20 protein-coding genes are annotated in these 23,257 nt (G+C 70.4%); 9 read left to right on the forward strand and 11 right to left on the reverse strand.

Annotated elements, in window-relative coordinates; all coding sequences use genetic code 11:
* Together EJV46_RS09530 and EJV46_RS09535 are read right to left on the reverse strand one after the other, a co-directional pair.
* Entirely contained in the window at window positions 1–1,143 is a 1,143-nt protein-coding gene (locus tag EJV46_RS09530; protein WP_131548381.1) for an acyl-CoA dehydrogenase family protein, read from the reverse strand.
* A gap of 10 nt (window positions 1,144–1,153) precedes the next feature.
* The gene (locus EJV46_RS09535; RefSeq protein WP_131548382.1) at window positions 1,154–4,522 is read right to left on the reverse strand and encodes an indolepyruvate ferredoxin oxidoreductase family protein; all 3,369 of its coding nucleotides are present in this window, start codon (window positions 4,520–4,522) and stop codon (window positions 1,154–1,156) included.
* A 109-nt stretch (window positions 4,523–4,631) separates the two neighbouring features.
* Between EJV46_RS09535 and EJV46_RS09540 the strand changes: the two genes are divergently transcribed.
* Window positions 4,632–5,087, forward strand: a complete 456-nt coding sequence (locus EJV46_RS09540) for an Lrp/AsnC family transcriptional regulator (RefSeq protein WP_131548383.1) — start codon at window positions 4,632–4,634, stop codon at window positions 5,085–5,087.
* On the opposite strand, the gene EJV46_RS09545 is transcribed toward EJV46_RS09540, so the two are convergent.
* Complete coding sequence (locus EJV46_RS09545) at window positions 5,088–6,665, reverse strand: DUF4214 domain-containing protein (protein ID WP_131548384.1); 1,578 nt, start codon at window positions 6,663–6,665, stop codon at window positions 5,088–5,090.
* Between the two features lie 78 nt (window positions 6,666–6,743).
* Window positions 6,744–7,148 carry a hypothetical protein gene (locus EJV46_RS09550; RefSeq protein ID WP_131548385.1) on the reverse strand — a complete coding sequence of 135 codons (405 nt, stop codon included), beginning with the start codon at window positions 7,146–7,148 and terminating at the stop codon, window positions 6,744–6,746.
* 124 nt (window positions 7,149–7,272) lie between these two features.
* Between EJV46_RS09550 and pdxA the strand changes: the two genes are divergently transcribed.
* The 3 genes from pdxA to EJV46_RS22750 are packed head-to-tail and all read left to right on the forward strand — an operon-like array spanning window position 7,273 to window position 9,161.
* Complete coding sequence (gene pdxA / locus EJV46_RS09555; protein WP_131548386.1) at window positions 7,273–8,241, forward strand: 4-hydroxythreonine-4-phosphate dehydrogenase PdxA; 969 nt, start codon at window positions 7,273–7,275, stop codon at window positions 8,239–8,241.
* The gene (locus EJV46_RS09560) at window positions 8,241–8,960 is read left to right on the forward strand and encodes a pyridoxine 5'-phosphate synthase (RefSeq protein WP_131548387.1); all 720 of its coding nucleotides are present in this window, start codon (window positions 8,241–8,243) and stop codon (window positions 8,958–8,960) included. The genes pdxA and EJV46_RS09560 overlap by 1 nt, the downstream gene beginning before the upstream one ends.
* 60 nt (window positions 8,961–9,020) lie before the next feature.
* Window positions 9,021–9,161 (forward strand): hypothetical protein, encoded by a 141-nt coding sequence (locus EJV46_RS22750; RefSeq protein WP_165585445.1) that lies wholly within the window; start codon window positions 9,021–9,023, stop codon window positions 9,159–9,161.
* Window positions 9,162–9,263: 102 nt separating this feature from the next.
* On the opposite strand, the gene EJV46_RS09565 is transcribed toward EJV46_RS22750, so the two are convergent.
* The gene (locus EJV46_RS09565) at window positions 9,264–10,802 is read right to left on the reverse strand and encodes a M81 family metallopeptidase (protein ID WP_240782489.1); all 1,539 of its coding nucleotides are present in this window, start codon (window positions 10,800–10,802) and stop codon (window positions 9,264–9,266) included.
* 52 nt (window positions 10,803–10,854) lie between these two features.
* Here EJV46_RS09565 and argE point away from each other — a divergent pair, with 52 nt between their 5' ends.
* Both argE and EJV46_RS09575 read left to right on the forward strand, forming a co-directional pair.
* Window positions 10,855–12,024 (forward strand): acetylornithine deacetylase, encoded by a 1,170-nt coding sequence (gene argE, locus EJV46_RS09570; protein WP_131548389.1) that lies wholly within the window; start codon window positions 10,855–10,857, stop codon window positions 12,022–12,024.
* A complete protein-coding gene (locus EJV46_RS09575; RefSeq protein ID WP_131548390.1) occupies window positions 12,021–12,983 on the forward strand; it encodes a succinylglutamate desuccinylase/aspartoacylase family protein in 963 nt (320 codons plus the stop codon). Before argE ends, EJV46_RS09575 begins: the two co-directional genes overlap by 4 nt.
* Before the next feature lie 4 nt (window positions 12,984–12,987).
* On the opposite strand, the gene EJV46_RS09580 is transcribed toward EJV46_RS09575, so the two are convergent.
* Genes EJV46_RS09580 through EJV46_RS09600 form a run of 5 tightly spaced genes read right to left on the reverse strand, consistent with a single transcriptional unit; the run spans window position 12,988 to window position 17,583 of the window.
* Window positions 12,988–13,785: a molybdopterin-binding protein gene (locus tag EJV46_RS09580; RefSeq protein WP_131548391.1), complete on the reverse strand. Its 798-nt coding sequence runs from the start codon at window positions 13,783–13,785 to the stop codon at window positions 12,988–12,990.
* Between the two features lie 47 nt (window positions 13,786–13,832).
* Entirely contained in the window at window positions 13,833–14,783 is a 951-nt protein-coding gene (locus EJV46_RS09585) for a bifunctional GNAT family N-acetyltransferase/(deoxy)nucleoside triphosphate pyrophosphohydrolase (protein WP_240782490.1), read from the reverse strand.
* Window positions 14,764–16,008, reverse strand: a complete 1,245-nt coding sequence (gene argJ / locus EJV46_RS09590) for a bifunctional glutamate N-acetyltransferase/amino-acid acetyltransferase ArgJ (RefSeq protein WP_131548393.1) — start codon at window positions 16,006–16,008, stop codon at window positions 14,764–14,766. Before argJ ends, EJV46_RS09585 begins: the two co-directional genes overlap by 20 nt.
* A 13-nt stretch (window positions 16,009–16,021) precedes the next feature.
* Entirely contained in the window at window positions 16,022–16,576 is a 555-nt protein-coding gene (locus EJV46_RS09595; protein ID WP_131548394.1) for an NADPH-dependent FMN reductase, read from the reverse strand.
* Window positions 16,573–17,583 (reverse strand): peptidylprolyl isomerase, encoded by a 1,011-nt coding sequence (locus tag EJV46_RS09600; protein ID WP_206020757.1) that lies wholly within the window; start codon window positions 17,581–17,583, stop codon window positions 16,573–16,575. The genes EJV46_RS09595 and EJV46_RS09600 overlap by 4 nt, the downstream gene beginning before the upstream one ends.
* 194 nt (window positions 17,584–17,777) lie before the next feature.
* On the opposite strand from EJV46_RS09600, the gene secA reads away from it, so the two are divergent.
* The 3 genes from secA to EJV46_RS09615 all read left to right on the forward strand — a co-directional run bounded on the left by secA (window position 17,778) and on the right by EJV46_RS09615 (window position 22,296).
* Window positions 17,778–20,504, forward strand: coding sequence for a preprotein translocase subunit SecA (secA, locus tag EJV46_RS09605; protein ID WP_131548396.1), 2,727 nt, complete (start codon window positions 17,778–17,780; stop codon window positions 20,502–20,504).
* A 225-nt stretch (window positions 20,505–20,729) separates the two neighbouring features.
* A complete protein-coding gene (locus EJV46_RS09610) occupies window positions 20,730–21,713 on the forward strand; it encodes a tripartite tricarboxylate transporter substrate binding protein (protein ID WP_131548397.1) in 984 nt (327 codons plus the stop codon).
* 4 nt (window positions 21,714–21,717) lie between these two features.
* Complete coding sequence (locus EJV46_RS09615; RefSeq protein WP_131548398.1) at window positions 21,718–22,296, forward strand: glutathione S-transferase family protein; 579 nt, start codon at window positions 21,718–21,720, stop codon at window positions 22,294–22,296.
* A 13-nt stretch (window positions 22,297–22,309) separates the two neighbouring features.
* Here the strand turns inward: EJV46_RS09615 and EJV46_RS22755 are convergent, their stop codons facing one another.
* A complete protein-coding gene (locus EJV46_RS22755; RefSeq protein WP_165585447.1) occupies window positions 22,310–23,233 on the reverse strand; it encodes a DUF1186 domain-containing protein in 924 nt (307 codons plus the stop codon).
* Window positions 23,234–23,257: the final 24 nt, after the last annotated feature.

The following is a 23,257-nucleotide window of genomic DNA, read 5'->3' on the forward strand; positions in this document are numbered from 1 at the left end:
TCAGCCTGGCCGGCCGACCAGATGCCGCGCGACGATGACGCGCATGATCTCGTTGGTCCCCTCCAGGATCCGGTGAACGCGGAGATCGCGCACGATCTTCTCGATCCCGTAATCAGCCAGATAGCCGTAACCTCCGAGGAGCTGGAGCGCCTCGTCGGCGATGCGGTGGCAGCTGTCCGTCACGAAACGCTTGGCCATGGCGCAGAAGGCGGTGGCGTCCGGCGCATGCTCGTCGAGCTTGGCGCAGGCGCGCCAAAGGAAGCTGCGCGCGGCCTCGAGCTCGGTCGCCATGTCGGCCAGGCGGAACTGCGTCGCCTGGAACTCGGCGACCGCCTTGCCGAAGGCGCGCCGGGACTTCACGTAGTCCAGCGCGATGTCGAGCGCCGCCTGCGCCCCGCCCAGCGAACAGGCCGCGATGTTCAACCGCCCGCCGTCGAGCCCCGCCATCGCATAGCGGAAGCCCTTCCCCTCCTCGCCCAGCAGCGCCTCGGCGGAAACGCGGGCGGATTCGAAAAGCACCTGCCGGGTGGGCTGGGCGTTCCAGCCCATCTTGCGCTCATTGGCGCCGAAGCCGAGGCCGGGCGTCTCCTTGGGGATGAGCAGCGCGGAGACGCCATCCGCGCCCGGACCGCCGGTGCGGACCATGGTCAGGTAAAGGTCAGAGACGCCGGCGCCGCTGATGAACTGCTTGGCGCCGTCCAGCACATAGCCCTCGTTGTCGCGGCGGGCCCTCGTCGCCAGCGCCACGGCATCGCTACCCGAGCCGGGCTCCGTCAGGGCGTAGGAGGCGACCTTCTCCATGGTCAGCAACGCCGGAAGCCAATGCGCTCGCTGCGCCTCGGTGCCCCAGCGATCGGTCATCCAGGCGACCATGTTGTGGATGGAGAGGAAGGCGCTGATCGTCGGGCAGCCGGTCGCCAGCGCCTCGAAGACCACCGCCGCATCCAGCCGTGAGAGGCCGGCGCCGCCGCTTTCCTCCCGGACATAGAGGCCGGCCATGCCGAGCGCCGCCGCCTCGCGGAAGACGTCGAGCGGGAAATGCCGGTCGCGGTCCCAGGCGATGGCGTGCGGCGCGATGCGCTCGCGGGCGAAATCCTGCGCCGTTTCGCGCAGGGCCTTGGTGTCGGGCGTCAGGTCGAACATGTGGGCGATGTCACTCCGCCGCCGCCGCCGAGTCCAGCATCGCCCAGCGCGCGCGGGTGGCGGCGATATTGCGCGCCTTGATCGGCCCGAAGCCCTTGATGCCGGCGGCGGCCTCGGCCCAGTCGCAAGCCTTCGCGTGGTTCGTCGGGTGGAGGGCGGCCATCCGGTGCTCGATGCCGGCGCGATACTCGTCGATCAGCGCGCGCTCCGCCCGGCGCTCCTCGGTGCGGCCGAAGGGATCGAGGAAGGTGCCGCGCAGCATCTTGCCGTGGCGCAGCCAGCCCATGGCCTTCAGCATCCAGGGGCCGAAGGTCATCTTCTGCGGCCGGCCGTCGCGGCCCTCGCGCGCCAGCAGCGGCGGGGCGAGGTGCATGTTGATCCGGGTGGTGCCCGCGAAGCCGGCCTGGAGCTTCGCCCGCCACTCCGCATCGGCGTGCAGGCGCGCGACCTCGTATTCGTCCTTATAGGCCATGAGCCGGTAGAGCTGCGTCGCGACGGCCCGGGTCAGCCGCGTCTCGCCGGGCATCACCGCCTCCTCCGCCGCCCGCACCCGTGCGACGAAGTCCGCGTAGCGCGAGGCGTGGCGCGCATTCTGGTAGCCGCGCAGGTCGTCGGCGCGCCGCCCGATCAGCGCCTCCAGCGTCTCCGGCGCGGCCGGCTTCGCCTCCACGGCGAGCCGTCCCGCCTCGAAGGCGGCGAGGTTCTTGGGAATCGCGGCGCCGTTCAGCTCGATGGCCCGGCGCAGCGCCTCGCTCGACATGGGGATCAGCCCGCGCTGGAAGGCGGCGCCGAGCAGGAAAATGTTGAGGAAGATGAGGTCGCCGAAATCGCGCTCCACCTCATGCGCGGCGTCGAAGGCCACCACGTCATGCGCGGCCTCCTTCAGGCTTGCGAGCATGGCGGCGGGGTTCTCCCGCGTCTCCGGGTCGAGCACGAAGCGGCCCGTCGGCGAGACTTCCGTGCTCACCACCACCCGCGAGCGGCCCGGGCCCAGCAGCGGCCGCGCCACCCGGCCATGCGCGCCCACGAGATCGGCGGCGATCATCGCATCCGCCTGGCCCTGGCCGATGCGCGGGCTCGACACCTCCTCGCCCGGCCGGCCGACACGGAGCTGCGCGTAGACGCCGCCGCCCTTCTGCGCGAGGCCGAGCATGTCCAGCGTCCGGACCGGCCGCCCCTCCAGATGCGCGGCCATGGCGAGAATGGCGGAGAGCGCCGTCACCCCCTGCCCACCCACGCCGGCCAGCAGGATATTCCAGGCCTCGCCGGCCTTCGGTTCCGGCAGGCTCGGCAGCGCGGCCTCAGTGACGATGATCGGCGTCGCCGGCTTCACCGGCTCCGCCCCTTCCAGCGTCAGGAAGGAGGGGCAGAAGCCCTCGACACACGAGAAGTCCTGGTTGCAGGCGGACTGGTCGATGCGGCGCTTGCGGCCCCATTCCGTCTCGATGGGCTCGACGGCGATGCAGTTCGAGGCGCGCGAGCAGTCGCCGCAATCCTCGCAGACGCGCGGGTTGATCACGGCGCGCTTCTTCGCCTTGGGCGCGAGGTCGCGCTTGCGCATGCGGCGGCGCTCGGTCGCGCATTGCTGGTCGTAGATGAGCGCGGTGACACCAGGAACCTCGCGCAGCATGCGCTGCACCTGGTCGAGCTCAGCGCGGGGGAAGAAGCTGGTGCCGGCGGGGATCAGCGGATCGCCCTGATGCCGCTCCGGATCGTCGCCGACGATGACGACGCGCTGCGCACCCTCGGCCCAGACCTGCGCCGCGATGCGCGGCACCGTCACCTCGCCCTCGGCGGGCTGCCCGCCCGTCATTGCGACGGCCGAGTTCACCAGGATCTTGAAGGTGACATTGGCCTTAGCCGCGATCGCCGCGCGGATCGCCATCGCGCCCGAATGGGCATAGGTGCCGTCGCCCATATTGGCGAAGACATGCGCCGTCTCGGTGAAGTGCCGCTGGCCGAGCCAGGCCGCGCCCTCGCCACCCATATGGCTGAACAGCTCGCTCTCGCGATTCATGTCCTTCACAAGATAGTGGCAGCCGATGCCGGCCAGCGCGTGGCTGCCCTCGGGCACATGCGTCGAGGTGTTGTGCGGGCAGCCCGGGCAGAAATAGGGCTGGCGCAGCGCGAGCGGCTCGGCGGCCGAGGCAGCCAGCGCATCCAGTTCGGCAAGGCGGGCCGCGAGCCTCTCGGTCCGCAAGGCCTCCGGCAGCACGCGGGCCAGGCCGCGCAGGATCATGGCCGCGTCGAGCTCGGAGACGTCGCTCAGCACGTCTTTGCCATGGATGCGCGGGCGGACGGGATCGCCGTAGAGCGCCTCGCGCAGCTGCATCTCCAGGAAGGAGCGGCGGTCCTCGACGACCAGCACCGCCTCCAGCCCGCGCGTGAAGTCCCGCGCGCCCTCGATGTCGAGCGGCCAGGCCATGCCGACCTTCCAGATCCGCAAGCCCCCCATCCGCGCGAGCTCGGGCGTGATGCCGGCATCGGCCAGGGCCTGCCGCAGCGTGGACCAGGCCTTGCCGCGCACGGCAATGCCCAGCCGCGCATTCGGCGCGTCCTGCACGATGCGGTTGAAGCCGTTGATCCGGGCGAAGGCCAGCGCGGCCGGGAGCTTGAAGCGCCGCACGCGCTCCTCGATGCCGAGCGCCGTGTCGCGCAGCCGGATATGCAGCCCGCCCGGCGGCAGCTCCACGCCATTGGGCGTGGCCGTGGCGAAGGCCGCGGGATCGACGGTCAGGCTCATGGTGGCGTCCATGGTCTCGGCGACGCATTTCATGCCCACCCAGAGCCCGCTGAAGCGGGAGAGCGCGATGGCCTTCACGCCATATTCCAGCACCTCGCCCACATCGGCCGGATCGAGCATCGGCATCTCGAGATCGGCGAAGGCGTATTCGGAGCCGCTGGTCACGGTGGAGGATTTGGCCGCCGGGTCGTCGCCGGCCAGGGCCAGCACGCCGCCCTCCGACGCGGTCCCGGCGCCATTGGCATGCCGCAGCACGTCGCCACTCCGGTCCACGCCCGGGCCCTTGCCATACCAGATGGCAAAGACGCCGTGCTGCCTCGCGCCCGGCAGCAGCGCCACCTGCTGCGTGCCCCAGCAGGCCGTCGCCGCGATATCCTCGTTTAGCCCCGGCTCGAAGACGACATTCGCGGCACGCAGCCGCGCCTTCTGCTTCCAGAGCTCCTTGTCGTATCCGCCGAGCGGAGAGCCGCGATAGCCGGTGATGTAGCCGGCCGTGTCCAGGCCCAGCGCGTCGTCCAGCATGCGCCGCATCAGGGGCAGGCGGACCAGCGCCTGGGTCCCGGTCAGCAGCGTCTCGCGCCCGGCCGCGTCCCAGCGCTCTTCGAGGGAGATGTCGGGCCGGATGATGCTGTTCATGGGACGCCTCCGGAAGTCGGATGTTAGGCTGGAAGCTTGAGCCGGATCGCGCAAGAGTTCCTGCCGCATTCTGTTGTGCGCCGCCGAAATGGCAGAAGGATCTTCCGCGATGGACGCCATCGACCGCCGTATCCTCCGCGCCCTGCACCAGGAGGCGCGCCTGACCAACGCCGAGCTGGCCGAGCGGGTTGGCCTGTCTCCCTCGCCCTGCTGGTCCCGCGTGCGGCGGCTGGAGCAGTCCGGCGTCATCCGCGGCTACCGGGCCGAGCTGGACCAGGCGAAGCTCGGCTTCCCCGACACCGTCATCATCGAGGTGATGACGGAGAAGCACGACGAGGAGCAGCTCAAACGTTTCGAGCAGGCCATCGCCGACATGCCGGAGGTCATCGAGGCCTGGCTCGCGACGGGCGAGTACGACTACATCCTCAAGGCCGCGGTGAGCGGTACCGCCGGCTACGAGCGGCTGTTGCGGGAAAAGATCTACCGCCTGCCCGGGGTGCGCCACACGCGCACCGCCTTCGGGCTGCGCTGCCTGAAGCAGCTCTTCACGCCCCTGCCGGGGTGACTACCAGGGATTGGCGAAGGCGGCGCCGTCCGGCGCGTGATAGACGTAGCTGTCGTGCTGCACGCCCACCTGCGACACCACGCCCATGATGTAGTTCGGCCGGCTCATCGCGTGGACGTCCAAGAGCGAGGTGAAGAGGTCCGTGAACCAGGCCTCCGGCGCATAGCCGAGCGCCTGGAGATGGAACTGCTGGACGAAGGCCCTGTTGTCGAGAGCGCCCATGTTGGCCGCATAGCTCGGCGCATGCACGATGCCATGCGCCAGCGCGTCGAGGGAAACGAGGCCCGAGGCGTAGTAGTCGTACCAGAAGCGCGTCACCTCGCTGTCCCCGCCGCCGCCGACGCGGAGAATGACGTCGAGCTGCTGCACATTGTTGTTTGGCACCAGGATGCCCTGGTCCGCCCGCGCTTCCGTCTGGCCCAGATCCTTGCGGAACTTCATGAACTCCTCGACGAGCTGGGCCCTTTCCGTGCCGTTGGCGAGGCGCTGGGCGTGGTAGGCGACGCCGGACCCGGTGATCACGCCGGTCGTGTTCAGGTACAGGCGCTCGATGAACTGCGTGTTGTCGAGCGTGCCGAAGCTGTTCTGGAATTCCGCGCTCGAGACCAGGATCCGGAGGAAGTCCCTCTCCGGGATCACGGCGCCGAGCACCGCGTGGTTGGCCCACATCTCGAAATTCGTCTGCTCCCGGTTGAGAACGGTATCCACGGCGGACCAGAGCCAGGCCGCCTTGCTGTCGCCGCCGAAATAGACCGTGCCGTCCAGCAGCCGCAGCGATGTCGGTTCCTCGAAGACGAAGGACTCCCCGTCGCGCATCACCATCGTCGTATAGGCGCCCTGGTCGCGCAGCGAGGCGAGCTCGTAGGACATGCGGTCGCCGACAATGGCGCCATGGCTCCAGTAGAAGCCGCCGCGGCTCTCATGCGCCTCGAAGAGATCGATCGCCTGGCCGCCGGAGCCCGGCAGCGCGACCTGGATGTCCAGGGTGAAGGCGGAGGATTGCGTGCCGTCCCAGACCTCGATCACGACGGAGCGCATCGGCCCGTCGCTAACCGAGAGCGCCACGCCGCTGCGCAGCCGGAGCACGCCGTCCACGATCTCGAAGACCCACTGGTCGTCCTCGCGGACGGTGTAGGTGAAGCCGGATGCCGTGTCGGGATCCGTCACGGCCAGCGTGCCGATCACAGCGCCCGCCTGGCCTGCCTCCACCCTCCCGCCGCTCGAGAAGCCGAGCGATTGCGGCGCCGTGTCGTCGAGGTTCAGCACCGTCACGGAGTAGCTGTTCTGGCTCTGCTGCACCGTGCCGTCGGCCATGAAGAAGCGCAGCCCCAGGCTGAGCGTTGGCGAGCGGCCGCTGGCGAGGAAGGACTCGTAGTCGGCCAGCGCGATGGGCGTGATCTCGACCATGCCGGTGGCGCGGTTCAACGTCGCGTCGAAGTAGTCCGCGCCCGTTCCCGTGATGTCCACGAAACGGATCAGCGACGGGTCCATGCCCAGCCGGAGCTGCCCCATCCAGTCCCAAAGGGGCGTGTTCTCGTTGATGAGCCCCGGAAGCGAGCCGGAAAGCAGGATCGTCATCGTCGGTCGTCCTCGGCCATTTTGGTCGTGGCCCAGTCTCGACCGGTCATCCTGAAGAATGGGTAAAGGGCGCCCCGCTCACCAGGCCCGGCAGTTGACCCGGATGGCGAGGGACATCGCCTCGGGTGAGATGGGCCTCGCGCTGGCATCGAGCGCCTGGGTGCCCAGCATCACCGGCATGCTCTGCCGGGCGGCGAGGCTCATGGCCCGGTCGCCGGTCCGGCGGTCCGGCGCCTCGGCCAGGTCGAAGGCGAGGTTGAAGACCTGCGGCCGGCCCTGCGGATTGGCGAGCTCCACGAAATAGGAAGCGCGGCGGCCGCCTTCCCCGTCCGGCGCCTCGATCGCGAAGAAGCGCTCGGCGACCAGCTCACCGGCGGCGCAGGCGCGGTCCTCATTGGGCGAGGCCGAGGCGAGGAAGGCCACCCCGAAGCTGGTGGCCACGGTGGCGATGCAGATCGCGATCACGGGAAACGGGTTGGCCATGCGACACGTCCTTTTCTGCTGCCCAGGCTGGCCCGGACGCCTTCGCCGCGCCAATCGGAGCTTCCGTCGCCTGGAATGGGCGGCGCCTATCGTGCGGCGGCGCGGGCTCTGCTAGATTCGTGCCATGCTGGCATTGACCATGGGGGAGCCCGCCGGGATCGGCGCCGAGATCGCCGCGAAGGCCTGGTATGCGCTCCGCGACGGCGGGCCCGCCTTCTTCCTGATCGACGATGCGGACCGGATCGCCGGCGCACCCCTTGCCCGGATCGCCTCGGCCGCCGAGGCGAAGGCGGCGTTCCCGCGAGCCCTTCCGGTCCTCCACCGTCCCCTGCCCGTCCCCGCTGCCCCGGGCCGCCCCGACACGGCCACCGCCCCCGCCGTGCTGGCCGCCATCAAGGAAGCCGTGGCGCTGGCGAAGGCGGGCGACATCGACGGCATGGTGACCAATCCCATCCAGAAGTCGGTGCTGACGGCCGCCGGCTTCCCGCATCCCGGCCATACGGAGTTCCTGGGCGAGCTGGCCGGCACCGGGGTGCCGCCCGTCATGATGCTGGCCTCGCCGGAGCTGCGCGTCGTGCCGGTAACGGTGCACGAGCCGCTCGCCCGCGCCATCGCCCGGCTGACGCCGGAACTGATCGCGGAGCATGCGCGGATCACGCATGCGGCCCTCCTTCGCGACTTCGGCATCGCCGCCCCCCGCCTGGCCGTCGCCGGGCTGAACCCGCATGCGGGCGAGGCGGGGACGCTGGGCTCCGAGGACCAGGCGATCGTCGCCCCGGCCGTCAGGATGCTGCGCGGCGAAGGCATCGACGCCACAGGCCCGTATCCGCCGGACACGATGTTCACCGCCCATGCCCGGCCGAACTACGACGCCGCCATCTGCCTCTACCACGACCAGGCGCTCATCCCGATCAAGACGCTGGACATGGCGGGCGGCGTGAACGTCACCCTGGGCCTCTCCATCGTCCGCACCAGCCCGGACCACGGCACCGCGCTGGACATCGCCGGAAAGGGCCTGGCCAGCCCCGACAGCCTGATCGCGGCGATCCGGCTGGCCGCACAGCTCGCTGAAAACCGAAGGAAAAGGGCCTGATGCGCCTCTCCGTGAACGTGGACCATGTGGCGACCCTGCGGAACGCCCGCGGCGGTGCCTTCCCCTGTCCGGTCGAGGCGGCGCGCGTCGCCATGGCGGCCGGCGCGGACGGCGTGACGATGCATCTGCGCGAGGACCGTCGCCATATCCGCGACCGCGACCTGGAGCGCGTGGCTTCCGAGGTGGAGACCCGCCTCAACTTCGAGATGGCCGCCACGGAGGAGATGGTGGCCCTCTGCGAGCGGCTGCACCCCCCCGCCTGCTGCATCGTCCCGGAGAAGCGCGAGGAGCTGACCACCGAAGGCGGCCTCGACGCGCTCCGCGCCGGTCCCTTCCTGGCCGAGGCCATCCGCCGGCTTTCAGGCCTCGGCATCGAAGTCTCGCTTTTTGTGGAGCCGGATGCATTGCAAATTGCAAGAGCGGCCGAATTGGGCGCCCAGGCCATCGAGCTTCACACCGGGACCTATGCCGAAGCCCCCGCCGGCGCGCGCGCCGCCCTGGCCGCGAAGCACGCCGAGGCCGCCGTGCTGGCGAAATCGCTGGGCCTGCAATGCCATGCCGGCCATGGCCTGAGCTACGAGACGATCGCGCCCATCGCCGCCATCCCGGAGATCAGCGAGGTCTCCATCGGCCATTTCCTCATCTCCACCTCGGTCTTCGAGGGGCTGCCGACGGCGATCGCGCGCATGAAGGGGCTGATCGCCGCCGCGCGTGGCTGAGGCTCGCGTCTGGCATGGGGCCTGCTCGGAGGGAGCATCGCAACCTCGTCAGGAGCAGCCATGCAGACCCACGCCATCACCCAGCTTCCCCGCCGCCGCGCGCAGGACGAGTCGCAATCCGCGCTGGCCTATTGGGGCACGGGCCTCGCCAGCATCGCGGCGATGGTCGTCGTCTGCCTCTTCGCCGGACTGCGGTTCTGAGGCCCTCCCGCCGTTTCTGGAGCGCCCTGCTCGATCGTGCCTTCGGGGCCCCGGCGCCGCTCTGGCGGTTCCGCCTGGACCCGAAGACCCTTGCCCTGCGCGTCAGTTCCAGCCGGGATCGGTCCAGGCCGCGTCCGGATCCAGGGGGTAGGTCGGCCGCGGCAGCCGCTTCCAGGCGAAGTTGGTCAGCACCGGACTGGTGAGGCCGGGGCTGTCCACCTCGAAGATCCTCTCCTTCGGGAAGAACTCGTCGAAGCCCGCGCGGAAATGCCCGCGCGACTTGACGACGACGGTCCTTGCGGCGGCGATGTCGATACCGTGCATCTCCAGCGTGCGCGGCTCGTGGCACTGCCGTCGCAGGCTGATGACGACGACGCGCAGGCCGGAACCGTCGAGTTCCAGCAAGGCGGTCGGGCCCAGGTCGAAGAGCCGGCCCGCCATCGTGCCGCGCCGGCCCTGGCCCTTGCCGTCGGTCAGCTTCAGGATCTTGGCGCCGCTCTCGAAGCGCTTCGAGAACTCGCTTTCCTCCCGGTTGAAGACCGCGTGGAAATGCGCGCCTTCGCCCAGCCTCTGCGCCTCGGCCGCCAGGGCCGGATCGACGAAGAGGCCGAGCACCACGCCCTCGGCCCGGGCCTCGTGCAGCTTCCGCAGCGTATAGGCCGTGCTGCCGCGCCCGCCGCCGCCGGGATTGTCGCCCGCATCGGAAAAGATCACCGGCGCCACCTCGCCCTTTCCGGCCGCGACGGCCAGTGCCGCCGCCTCGTCCAGGCTGAGCAGGCGCCGGGTGTGGCGCGTGCGCTCGGCCCAGCCGCGCCGGGCCAGCTTCGCGCAGGCCCGCTTCGCCGCGCCCTCGTCGCCGTCGCGCGCGGTGACGGTGATGGTGATGCCGCATTTGGGCAGGTCGCTGAAGGTGAAGCCGCCGGTGACGCTGGCGTTCAGGATCGCGGGATCGCTCGCCATGAGCGCCTCCGCATCCTGGACCAGGTCGGCATAGGGACCTTCGGCGGTGAGCAGCGTGACGGAGGGCGGCGTCAGGGGCAGCCGGAGAAACGCCTTCGCGGTCCTGAGGCCGCCGAGCAGCTCGCGCAGCGCATCGGCGGCCTCCGCCGCGCGCGCGGCCATGTCGACATGCGGGTTGGTGCGATAGGCGATGAAGGCATCGCAATTGTCGATCAGCGTCTCGCTGACGTTGCAGTGCAGGTCGTGCGTGACGACGACGGGCACGGCCTTCCCCACCACCTGGCGGATCATCGCGAGCATCGTGCCGTCGCTGTCCTCGTCGCCCGTCGCGCTGCTGGCCCCGTGGCTCGCGACATAGACGCCGTCCAGCGGCAGCGCGGCCGCGAGGCCCCGGCGCATCTCGTCCAGGAAGGACAGGAACAGCGCCTGCTCGATCGGCCCGCCGGGCGGCGCCGCGGCGATCAGCACGGGGCAGGGCGTCCAGTCGCCGGTCGCATCCATGCGCCGGTAGAAGCCGCCGATCTCGGCCGGCATGGGCGAGGCCTCGGCGCGCGCGAGCCGCGTCATCTCCGCGCCGCGCACGGTGCATTGACGCTCGAAATCCTCGAGCCGCGTGACGGGCGCGAAGGCATTGGCCTCCAGATGAAGGCCCAGGACAGCAATACGCGGCGCTCGATTCAAGGCGAAGGCCCCCCGGATGGACGCGAGGCGGCGAGTGGATAAGCTTCCCCTCATGTCGTCAATCTCGCGCGCCATCCCCCTGCGGGCCATCTCACTGCTGGAACGCCTTGTCGCCTTCGACACGACGAGCGCGCGGAGCAATGCGCCGCTCATCGAATTCGTGCGGCAGGAACTCGCCGCGCAGGGCGTCGAATCGCGCGTGATGATGGAGGGCGAGAAGGCCAACCTGCATGCCATCGTCGGGCCGCGCGTCGCCGGCGGCATCGCCCTTTCGGCCCATGTGGACTGCGTGCCGGTGGAGGGACAGGCCTGGCTCGGCGATCCCTTCCTGCTGCGGCGCGAGGATGGCCGCCTGATCGGCCGCGGCGCCTGCGACATGAAGGGCTTCCTCGCCTGCATCCTCGCCATGCTGCCGGAGATGCTGGCGGCCGACCTCGCGCGCCCCTTCCATCTCTGCCTCACCCATGACGAGGAGACGACCTTCCGCGGCGCCGACCGGCTGATGGACGAGCTCGGCCATGAGGGCCCGCCGCCCGCCCTCTGCATCGTGGGCGAGCCGAGCGGCATGGCGCCCATCGTCGCGCACAAGGGCTATGCGAGCTGGGAGGTCGTCTTCACGGGCCTTTCCGGCCATTCCTCGCGCGCCGACGAGACGGCGAACGCGCTGATGGCGGCCGCCGAGGCGGTGGCCTGGCTGAAGGCCGAGGCGCGGGGCTTCGCCGCCGAGGGCCGCCGCGTCGAGGGCTTCGTTCCGCCCTACACCACCGTGCATGCCGGCACTTTCCACTCCGGCAGCGTGCTCAACATCGTGCCTGACCGGGCGGAATTCACCTTCGAGGTCCGCAACGTGCCCGGCGACACGGCGGACGACATCCTCGCGCGCTTCGTGGCGCATGCGGAATCCGCGATCCTGCCGGAGCTGCGCCGCGTGCACCCGGCCAGCGCGATGACCGTGAAGGCGCGCTCGGTGGCGCCCGCGCTCGACCTCGACGCCGACCACCCGCTGCTGGCGCTGACGCAGCGGGCGTCGGGCAGCAACTCGCTGGGCTTCGTCAGCTACGGCACGGAGGCGGGCTATTACCAGCGCGCCGGCATCCCCGCGATCGTCTGCGGCCCCGGCCATATCGCCCAGGCGCACCAGCCCGAGGAATGGATCGCGGAGTCGCAGATTGAGGCCTGCTGCGCGTTTCTCGGCCGCCTCATCGAGGACCAGGCCAGATGAGGCTCTCGCTCCCTCCCGCGCTGGACGCCCTGCTGCGCGACGCGGGCGCCGCCTCGCCCACCGTGCGCCTGGTCGCGCCGGACATCCGCCGCTGGCGGGCGGGCAACGTGCTGCCCGGCGTCTGGAGCTTCGACAGCGGCGAGGCCGGGCCGCATGTCGGCCTCGTGGCGCTGACCCATGGCAACGAGATCGCCGGCGCCATCGTGCTCGACAGCCTGCTGCGGGAAGCGCTGCGGCCCGCGCGTGGGCGGCTCACGCTGGTCTTCGCCAATCTCGACGCCTTCTCGCGCTTCGAGCCGGAGGACCCCACCGCCTCGCGCTTCCTCGAGGAGGATCTGAACCGCCTCTGGGATCCGGCCGTGCTGGAAGGCCCGCGCCGCTCCAGCGAGCTGCGCCGCGCGCGCGTCCTGCGGCCGGTGCTCGACGCGGCCGATGTGGTGCTGGATCTCCACTCGATGCTCTGGCCTTCCGAGCCGCTTTACCTGGCCGGGGCCTCGGCCGAATCCGTCCCGCTTGGAGCGGCGCTCGGCGAGCCGCCGATGGTCGTCGCCGACCAGGGGCACGAGGCCGGATGGCGGCTGATCGACTACGCGGCCACGCGCGGCCGCCGGAGCCTGATTCTCGAGGGCGGCTGGCACTGGGAGCCCGAGACGGTCGCCCGCATGGACCAGGCGGCCCGCCGCCTCCTGTCGCTCACCGGCGTGGTGCCGGGCGAGGCCCCGCCGCTGCCGGCGCCGCGGCTGGCGCGGGTGACGCAGCGCGTGACGGCGCGCAGCCCGGACTTCGCCTTCGTGCAGCCCTGGCGCGGCGGAACGGTGATCCCGCAGGCCGGCACGCTGATCGCGATGGACGGCGCGGAGGAGGTTCGCACGCCGCATGCGGACTGCCTGCTGGTGATGCCGATGCTGATCCCGCAGCCCGGCCAGACGGCGGTTCGGTTGGCGAGGATCGCGCCGTAGCGCTTCAGGCGGCCGGCTCGCCCTGGATCGGCGTGGCCCCCATCCCCGCGAGCATCGCCGTGATCTCGGCCGTCGCCGCCTCGACATCCGGCAACGACACGCCCTTCGAGACCAGCGCCACGCCGCCGCCGGGGAAGCCGGTCACGCCCCCCGGGGCTGCCGCGTTCTGCCGGTAGAAGGGATAGCTGCCGATATCCAGCGCGGGATAGCGCTTCTGGATCGCCTCCAGCCCCTCCGCGATGTTCCCCTCGAAGACGCCGATCGCATGCACCGCGCGCGAGACCACCGGCACGCCGCCCTGCAGCGAGGGCGCCAGCGCCTCGAACATCGACTGCATGATCCGCGGCACGCCGGCCATCACATGGACATTGCCCATGCTGAAGCCGGGCGCGGTGGTCATGGCGCAGCGGATCGGCACCGCGCCCAGCGGCAGCGTCGCCATACGCAGCCGGGCCGCGTTCATCTCGATCGGCGGGTCCCGGCGGGCATAATCCGCCGCCATGAGCGCGCGCGTCTCCTCGTGCACCGCCCAGGGCACGCCGAAGGCCTTGGCGACGCATTCGCTGGTGATGTCGTCATGCGTCGGCCCGATGCCGCCCGTGGTGAAGACGTGGTCGAATTTCCGGCGGACCTCGTTCACCGTCGCGACGATGGTCTCCTCGACGTCCGGGATCACCCGGACCTCGCGCATGGGGATGCCGAGCTCGCCGAGCCGTGTCGCGAGGAACTGCAGGTTGGCGTCGCGCGTGCGGCCCGAGAGCACCTCGTTGCCGATGATGAGCAGGCAGGCGATGGGGTTCATGGACGTCCTCGTTCCGGCCGGGAATGGAGCCTAGTCCTGGCCGGGCGTCACAGGAAGTCGCGCAGGAGCGCGACGAGCGGCACGTCCGCCGGCGGCATGGGGTAGTCGGCCAACTTCCCGGGCCGGACCCAGGCCAGCGCCTGGCCCTCCGTCGCGACGACGCGCCCCTGCCATTTGCGGCAGATGTAGAGCGGCATCAGCAGATGGAACTTCTCGTAGGAATGGCTCGCGAAGAAGAGCGGCGACAGGCAGGATTCCTGCGTCTCGATGGAGAGCTCTTCCCGCAGCTCGCGGATCAGCGCCGCCTCCGGCGTCTCGCCCTCGTCAAGCTTGCCGCCGGGGAATTCCCAGAGTCCCGCCATCGGCTTTCCCGCCGGCCGCTGCGCCAGGAGGATCCGGCCCTCGCTGTCCACCAGCGCGCAGGCGACCACCAGCAGGATCGGCTTGGCCGCGGGCGGCTTCGGCGGCGCGGCCACCCGCCTGAACATGACCACCGGCATGTTGCGATTGCGGGAGAGGAACTGCTGCACGCCCGGCCCGTTCTCGACAAAGCCGAGATGCCGCAGCACGGATTGCGAGGCGAGGTTGTCCGTCAGCGCGCTGGCCTCGACCTCCTTGATGCCGAGGCTCCGCTCCGCCCAGCCGAGCAACGCCGCGCCGGCCTCGCGCGCGAGATGCTGCCCCCAGAACTTCCGCCCGATCCAGTAGCCGATCTCGGGCAGCGCGTTGCGCTTGAGCGTGAGGCCGATGCAGCCGACCAGCGCGCCCTCGCGCGTGATGGCGAGGTGATAGGCATCGCCCGAATCGATCTGCTCGCCGGCCGAGGCAATCCAGTCCAGGGCCAACTGCTCGCGATAGGGAAACGGCACGCGCGCCAGATTGCCGGCGACGGAATAGTCGTTCACCAGCCGCGTGACATCGGCCGCATCCCCGGGCACCAGCCGGCGCAGCACCAGCCGCGCCGTGACGATGGGAAGTTCAGCTGCGGTAGGATCCATTGATGTCGATGTAGCCATGCGTGAGGTCGCAGGTCCAGACGCGCGCCTTGCCGCGGCCGAGCCCGATATCGACCGTGATCTGAATGTCACGCCCCTTCATGTGCGCGACGACCGGCGCCTCGTCATAGCCCGGGATCACGCCGCCCTCGCGCGCCATCCAGGTGCCGCCGACCGCCACGGAAAGCTTGTCGCGATCGGCCGGCTCGCCCGCCTTGCCCACGGCCATGACGATGCGGCCCCAATTGGCGTCTTCGCCGGCGATCGCGGTCTTCACCAGCGGGGAGTTGGCGATGGCCATGGCGATGCGGTGCGCCGACTTCGCGCTGACCGCGCCCGTCACGTCGATGGTGACGAGCTTCTGGGCGCCCTCGCCGTCCCGGGCCACCATCAGCGCCAGCTCGTGGAGAACCTCGTCCAGCGCGCGGGCGAAGTCCTTCAGCAGGGTGGGGGCGGGATCGTTCGGTACGCGCGGATGCTTCGCCTGGCCGGTGGCGAAGAGCAGCACCGTGTCCGAGGTGGAGGTGTCGCTGTCCACCGTGACGCAGTTGAAGCTCTTCGCAGACCCCTTGGACAGCAGCTTCTGCAGCACGGCCGCCGGGATCTTCGCATCCGTCGCGATGAAGGAAAGCATCGTCGCCATGTCGGGCGCGATCATGCCGCTGCCCTTGGCGATGCCGCAGATCGTCACCGTCGCCTCGCCGATCCTGGCCGTGCGGGTGGCGCCCTTGGGGAAGGTGTCCGTGGTCATGATGGCCTTGGCCGCGCCCTGCCAGGCATCCGCCTCCAGCCGGTCCACCGCGCCCGGCAGGGCGGCCAGCAGCACGTCCGTCGGCAGGCGCTCGCCGATCACGCCGGTCGAGGCGATGAAGACCTCCTTCGGCTTGCAGCCGACCAGCCTCGCCGTCTCGGCCGCCGTGCGCTCGCAGGTCTCCCGCCCGGCGCGGCCGGTGAAGACGTTACTGTTGCCGGCATTCACCACCAGCGCCCGCGCCTTGCCGCCCTTGAGCGACGCTCGGCACCAGTCGACCGGGGCGCCGGGGCACTTGTTCATGGTGAACACCCCCGCGACCGTGGTCCCGGCAGCGAAGCGGAAGACGGTCATGTCCTCGCGCGACTTGTAGCGGATGCCGGCGGCCACGCTCGCGCATTCGGCGCCGGCGATCGGCGGCATCTCCGGCAGCGGGAGCGCCAGGGGCGAGACACTCGGGGATACGGCGGTCGTCATGGTCAGGTCTCTCTCAGCCCTTCAGCTTGTCGATCCAGGCGCCGAAGGCAGTCATCAGCTTGGCCACCGCCTCATGCGTCGGCTTGTCGGTGAGCTGCCCCCCGGCGTCGAACTTGTCCTGCGCGCGCATCACATAGACCTCGGGCGAGGGCATGGTCAGCGCCCCACAGGCCTGCAGCGACTGGCGGAGCTGGAGCTGGGCGCGCGCGGTCCCCATCATGCTCAGCGAGGCGCCCATGATCGCGACCGGCCGGCCCAGGAAGGGCGTCCTCGGCTCGCCATGGCTGCGCGACAGCCAGTCGAAGGCATTCTTCAGCGGGCCGGGAATGCCGTAATTGTATTCGGGGCAGCCGAAGAGGATCCCGTCCGCCGCCTTGCCCTTGAGCCGCAGCTCGGCCACGGCCTCGGGCATGCCTTCCTTCTCGAGGTCCTCGCTGAAGAGGGGCACGCCCTCGATGCCGACGACCTCCACCTCCATGCCGGCAGGCGCCAGCCCGGCGGCGGCCCGAAGCAAGGAGCGGTTGTAGCTTCCCTTCCGCAGGCTGCCGCAGATCGCGAGAACCCTCATCTCCGGGGCTGCGTCCGTCCCGGCGAGGCAGGCGCCGGCGGCTCCGCCTGGACGGCGGGGGCCGGCGCCGCGGCGGGAGCCGGAGCGTCGACCCGCTCGATCCGGGCACCGGTCCGGATGCGCTGGACGGCGGCCTGGACCTCCTCCTCGATCATGGTCTGGCGCAGCGTGTCCTTGCTGTCCTCGAAGCTCGGGCCGCGCGAGGACCGGCGCTCCTCCACCTTGATCACATGCCAGCCGAACTGGCTGCGCACCGGATTGGTGCTGACCTGGCCGGGCTGCATCGCGAAGGCGGCGGTGGCGAATTCGGGCACCATGTCTCTCCGGCGGAAGAAGCCGAGGTCGCCGCCGTTGCGGGCGGCGGGGTCGGTCGAGCGGCGGCGGGCCACCTCCTCGAAGCTCGCGCCGCGCTGGATCTCGGCGAGGATCGCGCGGGCGTCGGCCTCGTTCGGCACCAGGATGTGGCGGGCGCGCACCTCTTCCTCGGCGGGGCGGCCGGCGGCGTCGCGCTCATAGCGGGCGCGAAGGGTTTCGTCGGTCACCCGGGGCAGCACCTCGCGGCGGAGGAGCGTGTCGCGGAGCTCGGCATTCTCGGCGAGCTGGAGGCGGCGGCGGACCTCCGGATCCTGGTCGAGCTGCGCGGCCCGCGCCGCCTGGACCATGGCCCGGTCGGTGATGGCCCGGTCCACCAGCTGCTCGAAGACCTGCGGCGGCAGCATGGAGCGCAGCAGGTGCGGCGGGACCGAGCGCAGCTCGGGCGGCATGGCCTCGGAGGCGGAGGCGATCACCTCGTCGAGGCGGATCTCGTCGCCATTCACCCGGGCGAGGACCGGATTGGCGTCCTCCGGCGCGGGCGCCGCCGCCGCGGCGGCGGCGGGGGGCGCCGCCGGCGACGGGGCCACCGGGGCGGGGGCCACGGTCTGCGCGCCCAGGCGGGCGCCCAGGGGGGCACCCACGCCGAAAGCGACGGTCGCGAGCAGCAGGGCAGCGAGAGGGGTGCGGATCATGGTTCGGGGTCCATTCGTTGGGCGGACAATGGCGGATGCCCATGCGCCTCACAACCCGCTGCCGGGTAAGGGGTTACAGGCGACGGCTCCCTGACCCGCTTCGTGACACGTTGACCGGGGGGCATGCCGCGCCTACCTGTGATCCGCCCCTATCCGCGCGCCCCGCGTGCGGCGCCCGGAGAGTCCCTAAACCCATGTTCGCCCGTCTTGCCCGTGCCATCTTCGGTTCCGCGAACCAGCGCTCGCTGAAGCGGTACGAGGCGCGCATCCCCGCCATCGCCGCCTTCGAGCCCAAGCTCGCCGCCCTCTCGGACGAGGAGCTGAAGGGCAAGACCGCCGAGTTCCGCGCCCGCCTCGCCGCCGGGGAAGAGTTAGACGACATCCTGGAGGAGGCCTTCGCCACCGTCCGCGAGGCCGCGAAGCGCGTCATGGGCATGCGCCATTTCGACGTCCAGATGATCGGCGGCATGGTCCTGAACGACGGCCGGATCGCCGAGATGAAGACCGGCGAGGGCAAGACCCTGGTCGCCACCCTGCCGGTCTACCTGAACGCGCTGCCGGGCAAGGGCGTCCATGTCGTCACCGTGAACGACTACCTGGCGACCCGCGACAGCGAGTGGATGGCCCAGGTCTACGGCTTCCTCGGCCTGACGACCGGCTGCATCGTCCAGGGGCTCAGCGACGACCAGCGCCGCGAGGCCTATGCCTGCGACATCACCTACGGCACCAACAACGAATACGGCTTCGACTACCTGCGGGACAACATGAAGTACCGGCTGGACGAGATGGTCCAGCGGCCGTTCTTCTACGCCATCGTGGACGAGGTGGACTCGATCCTGGTGGACGAGGCGCGCACGCCCCTCATCATCTCGGGCCCGACCGACGACACCTCCGACCTCTATCGCCGCGTGGACGCCGTGATGGTGGAGTTCGTGAAGGACGAGGAGCGCTTCGAGAAGGACGAGAAGCAGCGCACCGTCGCGATGACGGAGAAGGGCGGCGAGGACATCGAGCGCCTGCTGAACGAGGCGGGCGTGCTGGTCGAGGGCAATCTCTACGACAGCCACAACGTCTCGGTCGTGCACCACGTCAACCAGTCGCTGCGGGCCCATGTGCTGTTCAAGCGCGACGTCGAATACGTGGTCCGGCAGGACAAGATCGTCATCATCGACGAGTTCACCGGCCGCATGATGGAGGGCCGCCGCTACTCCGACGGGCTGCACCAGGCGCTGGAGGCCAAGGAGCACGTCACCGTCCAGCCCGAGAACCAGACGCTGGCCAGCATCACCTTCCAGAACTACTTCCGCCTCTACCCCAAGCTCTCGGGCATGACCGGCACGGCCGCGACCGAGGCGGATGAATTCGCGGAAATCTACAAGCTGGAAGTGGTCGAGATCCCGACCAACGTGCCCGTCGCGCGCCTGGACGAGGACGACGAGGTCTACCGCTCCGGGATGGAGAAGTACGAGGCCGTCATCAAGCTTATCGGCGAGTGCAAGGAGCGGGGCCAGCCCTGCCTCGTCGGCACCACGAGCATCGAGAAGTCGGAGCTGATCTCCAGCCTGCTGAAGCAGCGCGGCATCGCCCACCAGGTGCTGAACGCCCGCTATCACGAGCAGGAGGCCGGCATCGTGGCCCAGGCCGGCCGGCCCGGCGCCGTGACGATCGCCACGAACATGGCCGGCCGCGGCACGGACATCCAGCTCGGCGGCAATGCCGACATGCTCGCCCGCGCCGACGTGCCCGAAGGCTTTGGCGAGGACTACCAGGAGGCGCTGGCGCGCCATAAGCGCGAGGTCGAGGCCGTGCGCCCCGCCGTGAAGGCCGCAGGCGGCCTTTTCGTGATCGGCACCGAGCGGCACGAGAGCCGCCGCATCGACAACCAGCTCCGCGGCCGTTCCGGCCGCCAGGGCGACCCTGGCGGCAGCCGCTTCTTCCTCTCCCTCGAAGACGACCTGATGCGCATCTTCGGGTCCGACCGCATGGGCGGGATGCTGACCAAGCTCGGCCTCAAGGAAGGCGAGGCCATCATCCACCCCTGGATCAACAAGGCTCTGGAGAAGGCCCAGAAGAAGGTGGAGGCGCGCAACTTCGACACGCGCAAGAACCTGCTCAAGTACGACGACGTGATGAACGACCAGCGGCGCGAGGTCTATGCGCAGCGCCGCGCCTTCATGGAATCCGAGGATCTCTCCGAGACCATCCAGGAGATGCGGCAGGAGACCATCGACGGCATGGTGGACCGCGCCATCCCGGAGAACGCCTATCCCGAGCAGTGGGATCTCACCGGCCTCGAGAAGCGCGTCCACGACCTCCTGGGGATCGAGCTGCCCGTCGTGGCCTGGGGCCAGGAAGAGGGGATCGACGAGACCCAGATTCGCGAGCGCATCACCGCCGCCGCGGACCAGCTGGCCGCCGCCAAGGCCGCGAACCTCGGTCCCGACTTCATGCGGATGGTCGAGAAGTCGCTGCTGCTGCAGATCTTCGACCAGGTCTGGAAGGAGCATCTCCTTCAGCTCGACCATCTGCGCCAGGGCATCGGCCTGCGCGCCTATGGCCAGCGCGATCCGCTGAACGAGTACAAGCGCGAGGCCTTCGCGCTGTTCAACAACATGCTGGAGGACCTGCGCGAGCGCACGACCTCCCTGCTGCTGCGCCTGGAGCTGCAGCCCAACGCGCCGCTGCCGCAGCCCGAGCCGATCCGCGTCACCGACATGCGACAGGCGCCGCTGCCGGCGGAAGACTACGCGATGGAGCCGCCCAATCTCGACTACGGCGCGGCGGCGCAAGCCGGCGACACGCGCCTCCTGGCGCCGGAGGTCGATCCGAACGACCCCTCGACCTGGGCCGCCTCACCGCGCAACGCGCCCTGCCCCTGCGGCTCGGGCAAAAAGTACAAGCACTGCCACGGGCGGGGCTGAGCCGCACCGAATTGCCTGCCGATGAATACATTGTTCGCCAAGCTATTCCCTGCTTTTTTGCTGCCATGACATCCGGCGGCAACCACACGGGGCTCGCGAGGCACGGGGCGCCATCGGCACGATCATCCGTGCCCGCGACCGCTGGGCCGGGAGCAGGCCCTTCATCGCCTTTGAGTTGCCATCCTGTCCGGATTACACTCCGATGACACGGGAGGAACCGTCCTCATGAGCGCGATCACGCGCCGCTCCGTCCTGGCGCTTGCCGCCGGCGGGCTTGCCGCGCCCGCCCTGGCCCAGGGCGCCTGGAACCCGACACGGCCGATCACCCTGGTGGTCGGCTTCCCGCAGGGCGGCCGCACCGACCTCGCCTGCCGCCTGATCGTCCCGGGCCTCCAGGCCGCCCTCGGCGTGCCCATCGAGGTCGACAACCGCGGCGGCGACGCCGGCAACCTCGGCACCGAAGCGGTGATGTCCGCCCGGCACGACGGCTACACCCTCCTCTTCGGCAGCGTCGGGCCGATGGCCATCAACCCGCACACCGTGGAGGGCATGACGCTCGACCCGCGCGAGATGGTGCCGATCGGCCTCGTCGGGCAATCCTCCCTCTTGCTCTGCGCCCATCCGACGCTCGGGCTGAACGATCTTTCGGGCCTCCGCACCTGGCTCGCGGGGCGGCAGGGGCATCCCATCTCCTATGGCTCGCCCGGCACGGGCAGCCTGCCGCACCTCGCCATGGAGCTGCTGCGCGAGCGACTGGGCGGGCCGCCGATGACCCATATCCCCTGCCGGGGCTGGGCGGCGGCGCAGCAGGAGCTCCTGGCCGGACGCACCAGGCTGATGTTCGGCACTGCCTCGGCCGTGACGCCGGCCCTGCGCGCGCGCACGCTGAACGCGCTGATGGCGAGCGGCTTCAACCGCTGCCCCGTCGTCCCGCAGGTCGCCACCGCGCAGGAGCAGGCGCTGCCGAACTTCGCCTTCACCACCTGGATCGGCCTCTTCGCGCCGCGCAAGACCCCGGCCCCGATCGTGGCGCGGCTGAACGCGGCGCTCAACGCCGCCATGGCCGATACCGGGCTGCGCGGCCGAGTGACCAGCCGCGGCGACGAGCCTGGCGGCGGCACGCCCGATCAGATGGCCCGCATCATGGCCGCCGATTACGAGCTTTGGGGCGAGCTGGTGCGCGCCAACAACATCCGCGCGGACGCCTGATCCCATGCTGACCCTGTACCACGCCCCCGGCACCAGCTCGATGGCCGCGCATATCGCGCTGCACGAGGTGGGCGCCGAGTTCACCACCGTCCCGCTCTCCCTCGACCGCAAGGACACGCGGACGCCGGAGTTCCTGGCGATCAACCCCGCCGGCAAGGTCCCTACCCTGCTGATCGACGGGCGGCCCCTCACCGAGGTCGCGGGCGTGCTCTTCTATCTCGCGCGGCGCTTTCCCGAGGCGGGCCTGCTGCCCGACGATGCGGAAGCGCAGGCCCAGGTGATGTCCTGGATGTCCTTCTGCGCCTCCACCCTGCACCCCGCCCGGCGCCAGGGCGTCGAGCATGCGGTCGGCGTCTATCGCCTCGTCGAGCGGAAGCTGGCGGGGCGGGACTGGTGCATCGGCCGGTATTCCATCGCCGACATCCATCTGTTTCGGCTCTTCTGGCGTTTCCGGGGCTCGCTGGAGCAGCCTCCCGGCACCTTCCCTGGGCTCGAGGCCCATTACGCCCGCATGATGGCGCGCGATGCCGTGCGTAAGACCATCGAGGCCGACCGGAAGGCCGGCTACCAGCTGCCGGCCTGACTTGGCCGTTCCCTCAGCGCGCGAGGCAGCATTTCTTCGCTTTTCGGCCGCTGCCGCAGGGGCACGGGTCGTTGCGCCCGACGTACCGCAAGGGATTCGCCGCCGGCGCGCTGGGCGCGTTCGACAAGGGCGGCGGGAGCGTCCAGGGCTTCGCTTCCATCGGCTCCGTGTCGGTCCATTGCAGCGCCTCGACGGTGTCCTCGATCAGGCCTAGCCCGTCGCACGTGAAGCGCTCGATGTCGTGGGGCCGCCGCTCCGCGGCGGCAAGATCCGCCTCGAAATGCTTCCGTTCCATCAGGCGCCACGGAAGCCGGTGCCAGGCTTCATGGACGAGGGGCGCCAGGTCGCGCAGGCCGAGCAGGCCGATCGCCATGGTCCAGCCGCCCCAGGTCATGTGACCATCGGGGGCCATCCGCTCGTCGTGGAAGCGCAGGAGGAACTCCCTCATCCGATCGCGCGCGATGCCGCCCTCCCAGGTCAGGAAGGTGGCGGCCCCCATCAGGGCGTTGCGGGCGAACTCGTCGGCGGAGGGGTCGGCGATGATCTCGAGCAGCGCCTCGGCGTCGCCGTCGAACACCCCGGCGACGATGCGCGCCATGTCCTGTGCCAGGGCATCGCCGAAGAGGCGCTCCAGTTCGTCTCCCGGGCGACGCATCAGTCGCAGCAGGCCGCCGCAAGCCGGGATGTAGCGGGCATCGCCCAGGATATGAACGCCGCGGAAGAGCAGCCGCTCGTCGTCCTCGGAAAGCATCGCCCCGTCGGCCGCGCGCTCGAGAACCGTGAGCAGCACCGGTCCGCTCTCCTCGATCCCAATGGTGCAGAGCCCGATGGCGACGGCCGGCAGGCGGAGCTCAGTGGCCACGGCCCGCAGTTGCTCCTCGATCGAGATTCCGTCGAGACGGAGATCACTGCGCGAGATACGCTTCTTGCCGGACACCGCGTGTTCTCTCGTCCCTTGTGG

The sequence above is a fragment of the Roseococcus sp. SYP-B2431 genome (genome assembly GCF_004336745.1).
Lineage (GTDB): Bacteria > Pseudomonadota > Alphaproteobacteria > Acetobacterales > Acetobacteraceae > Roseococcus.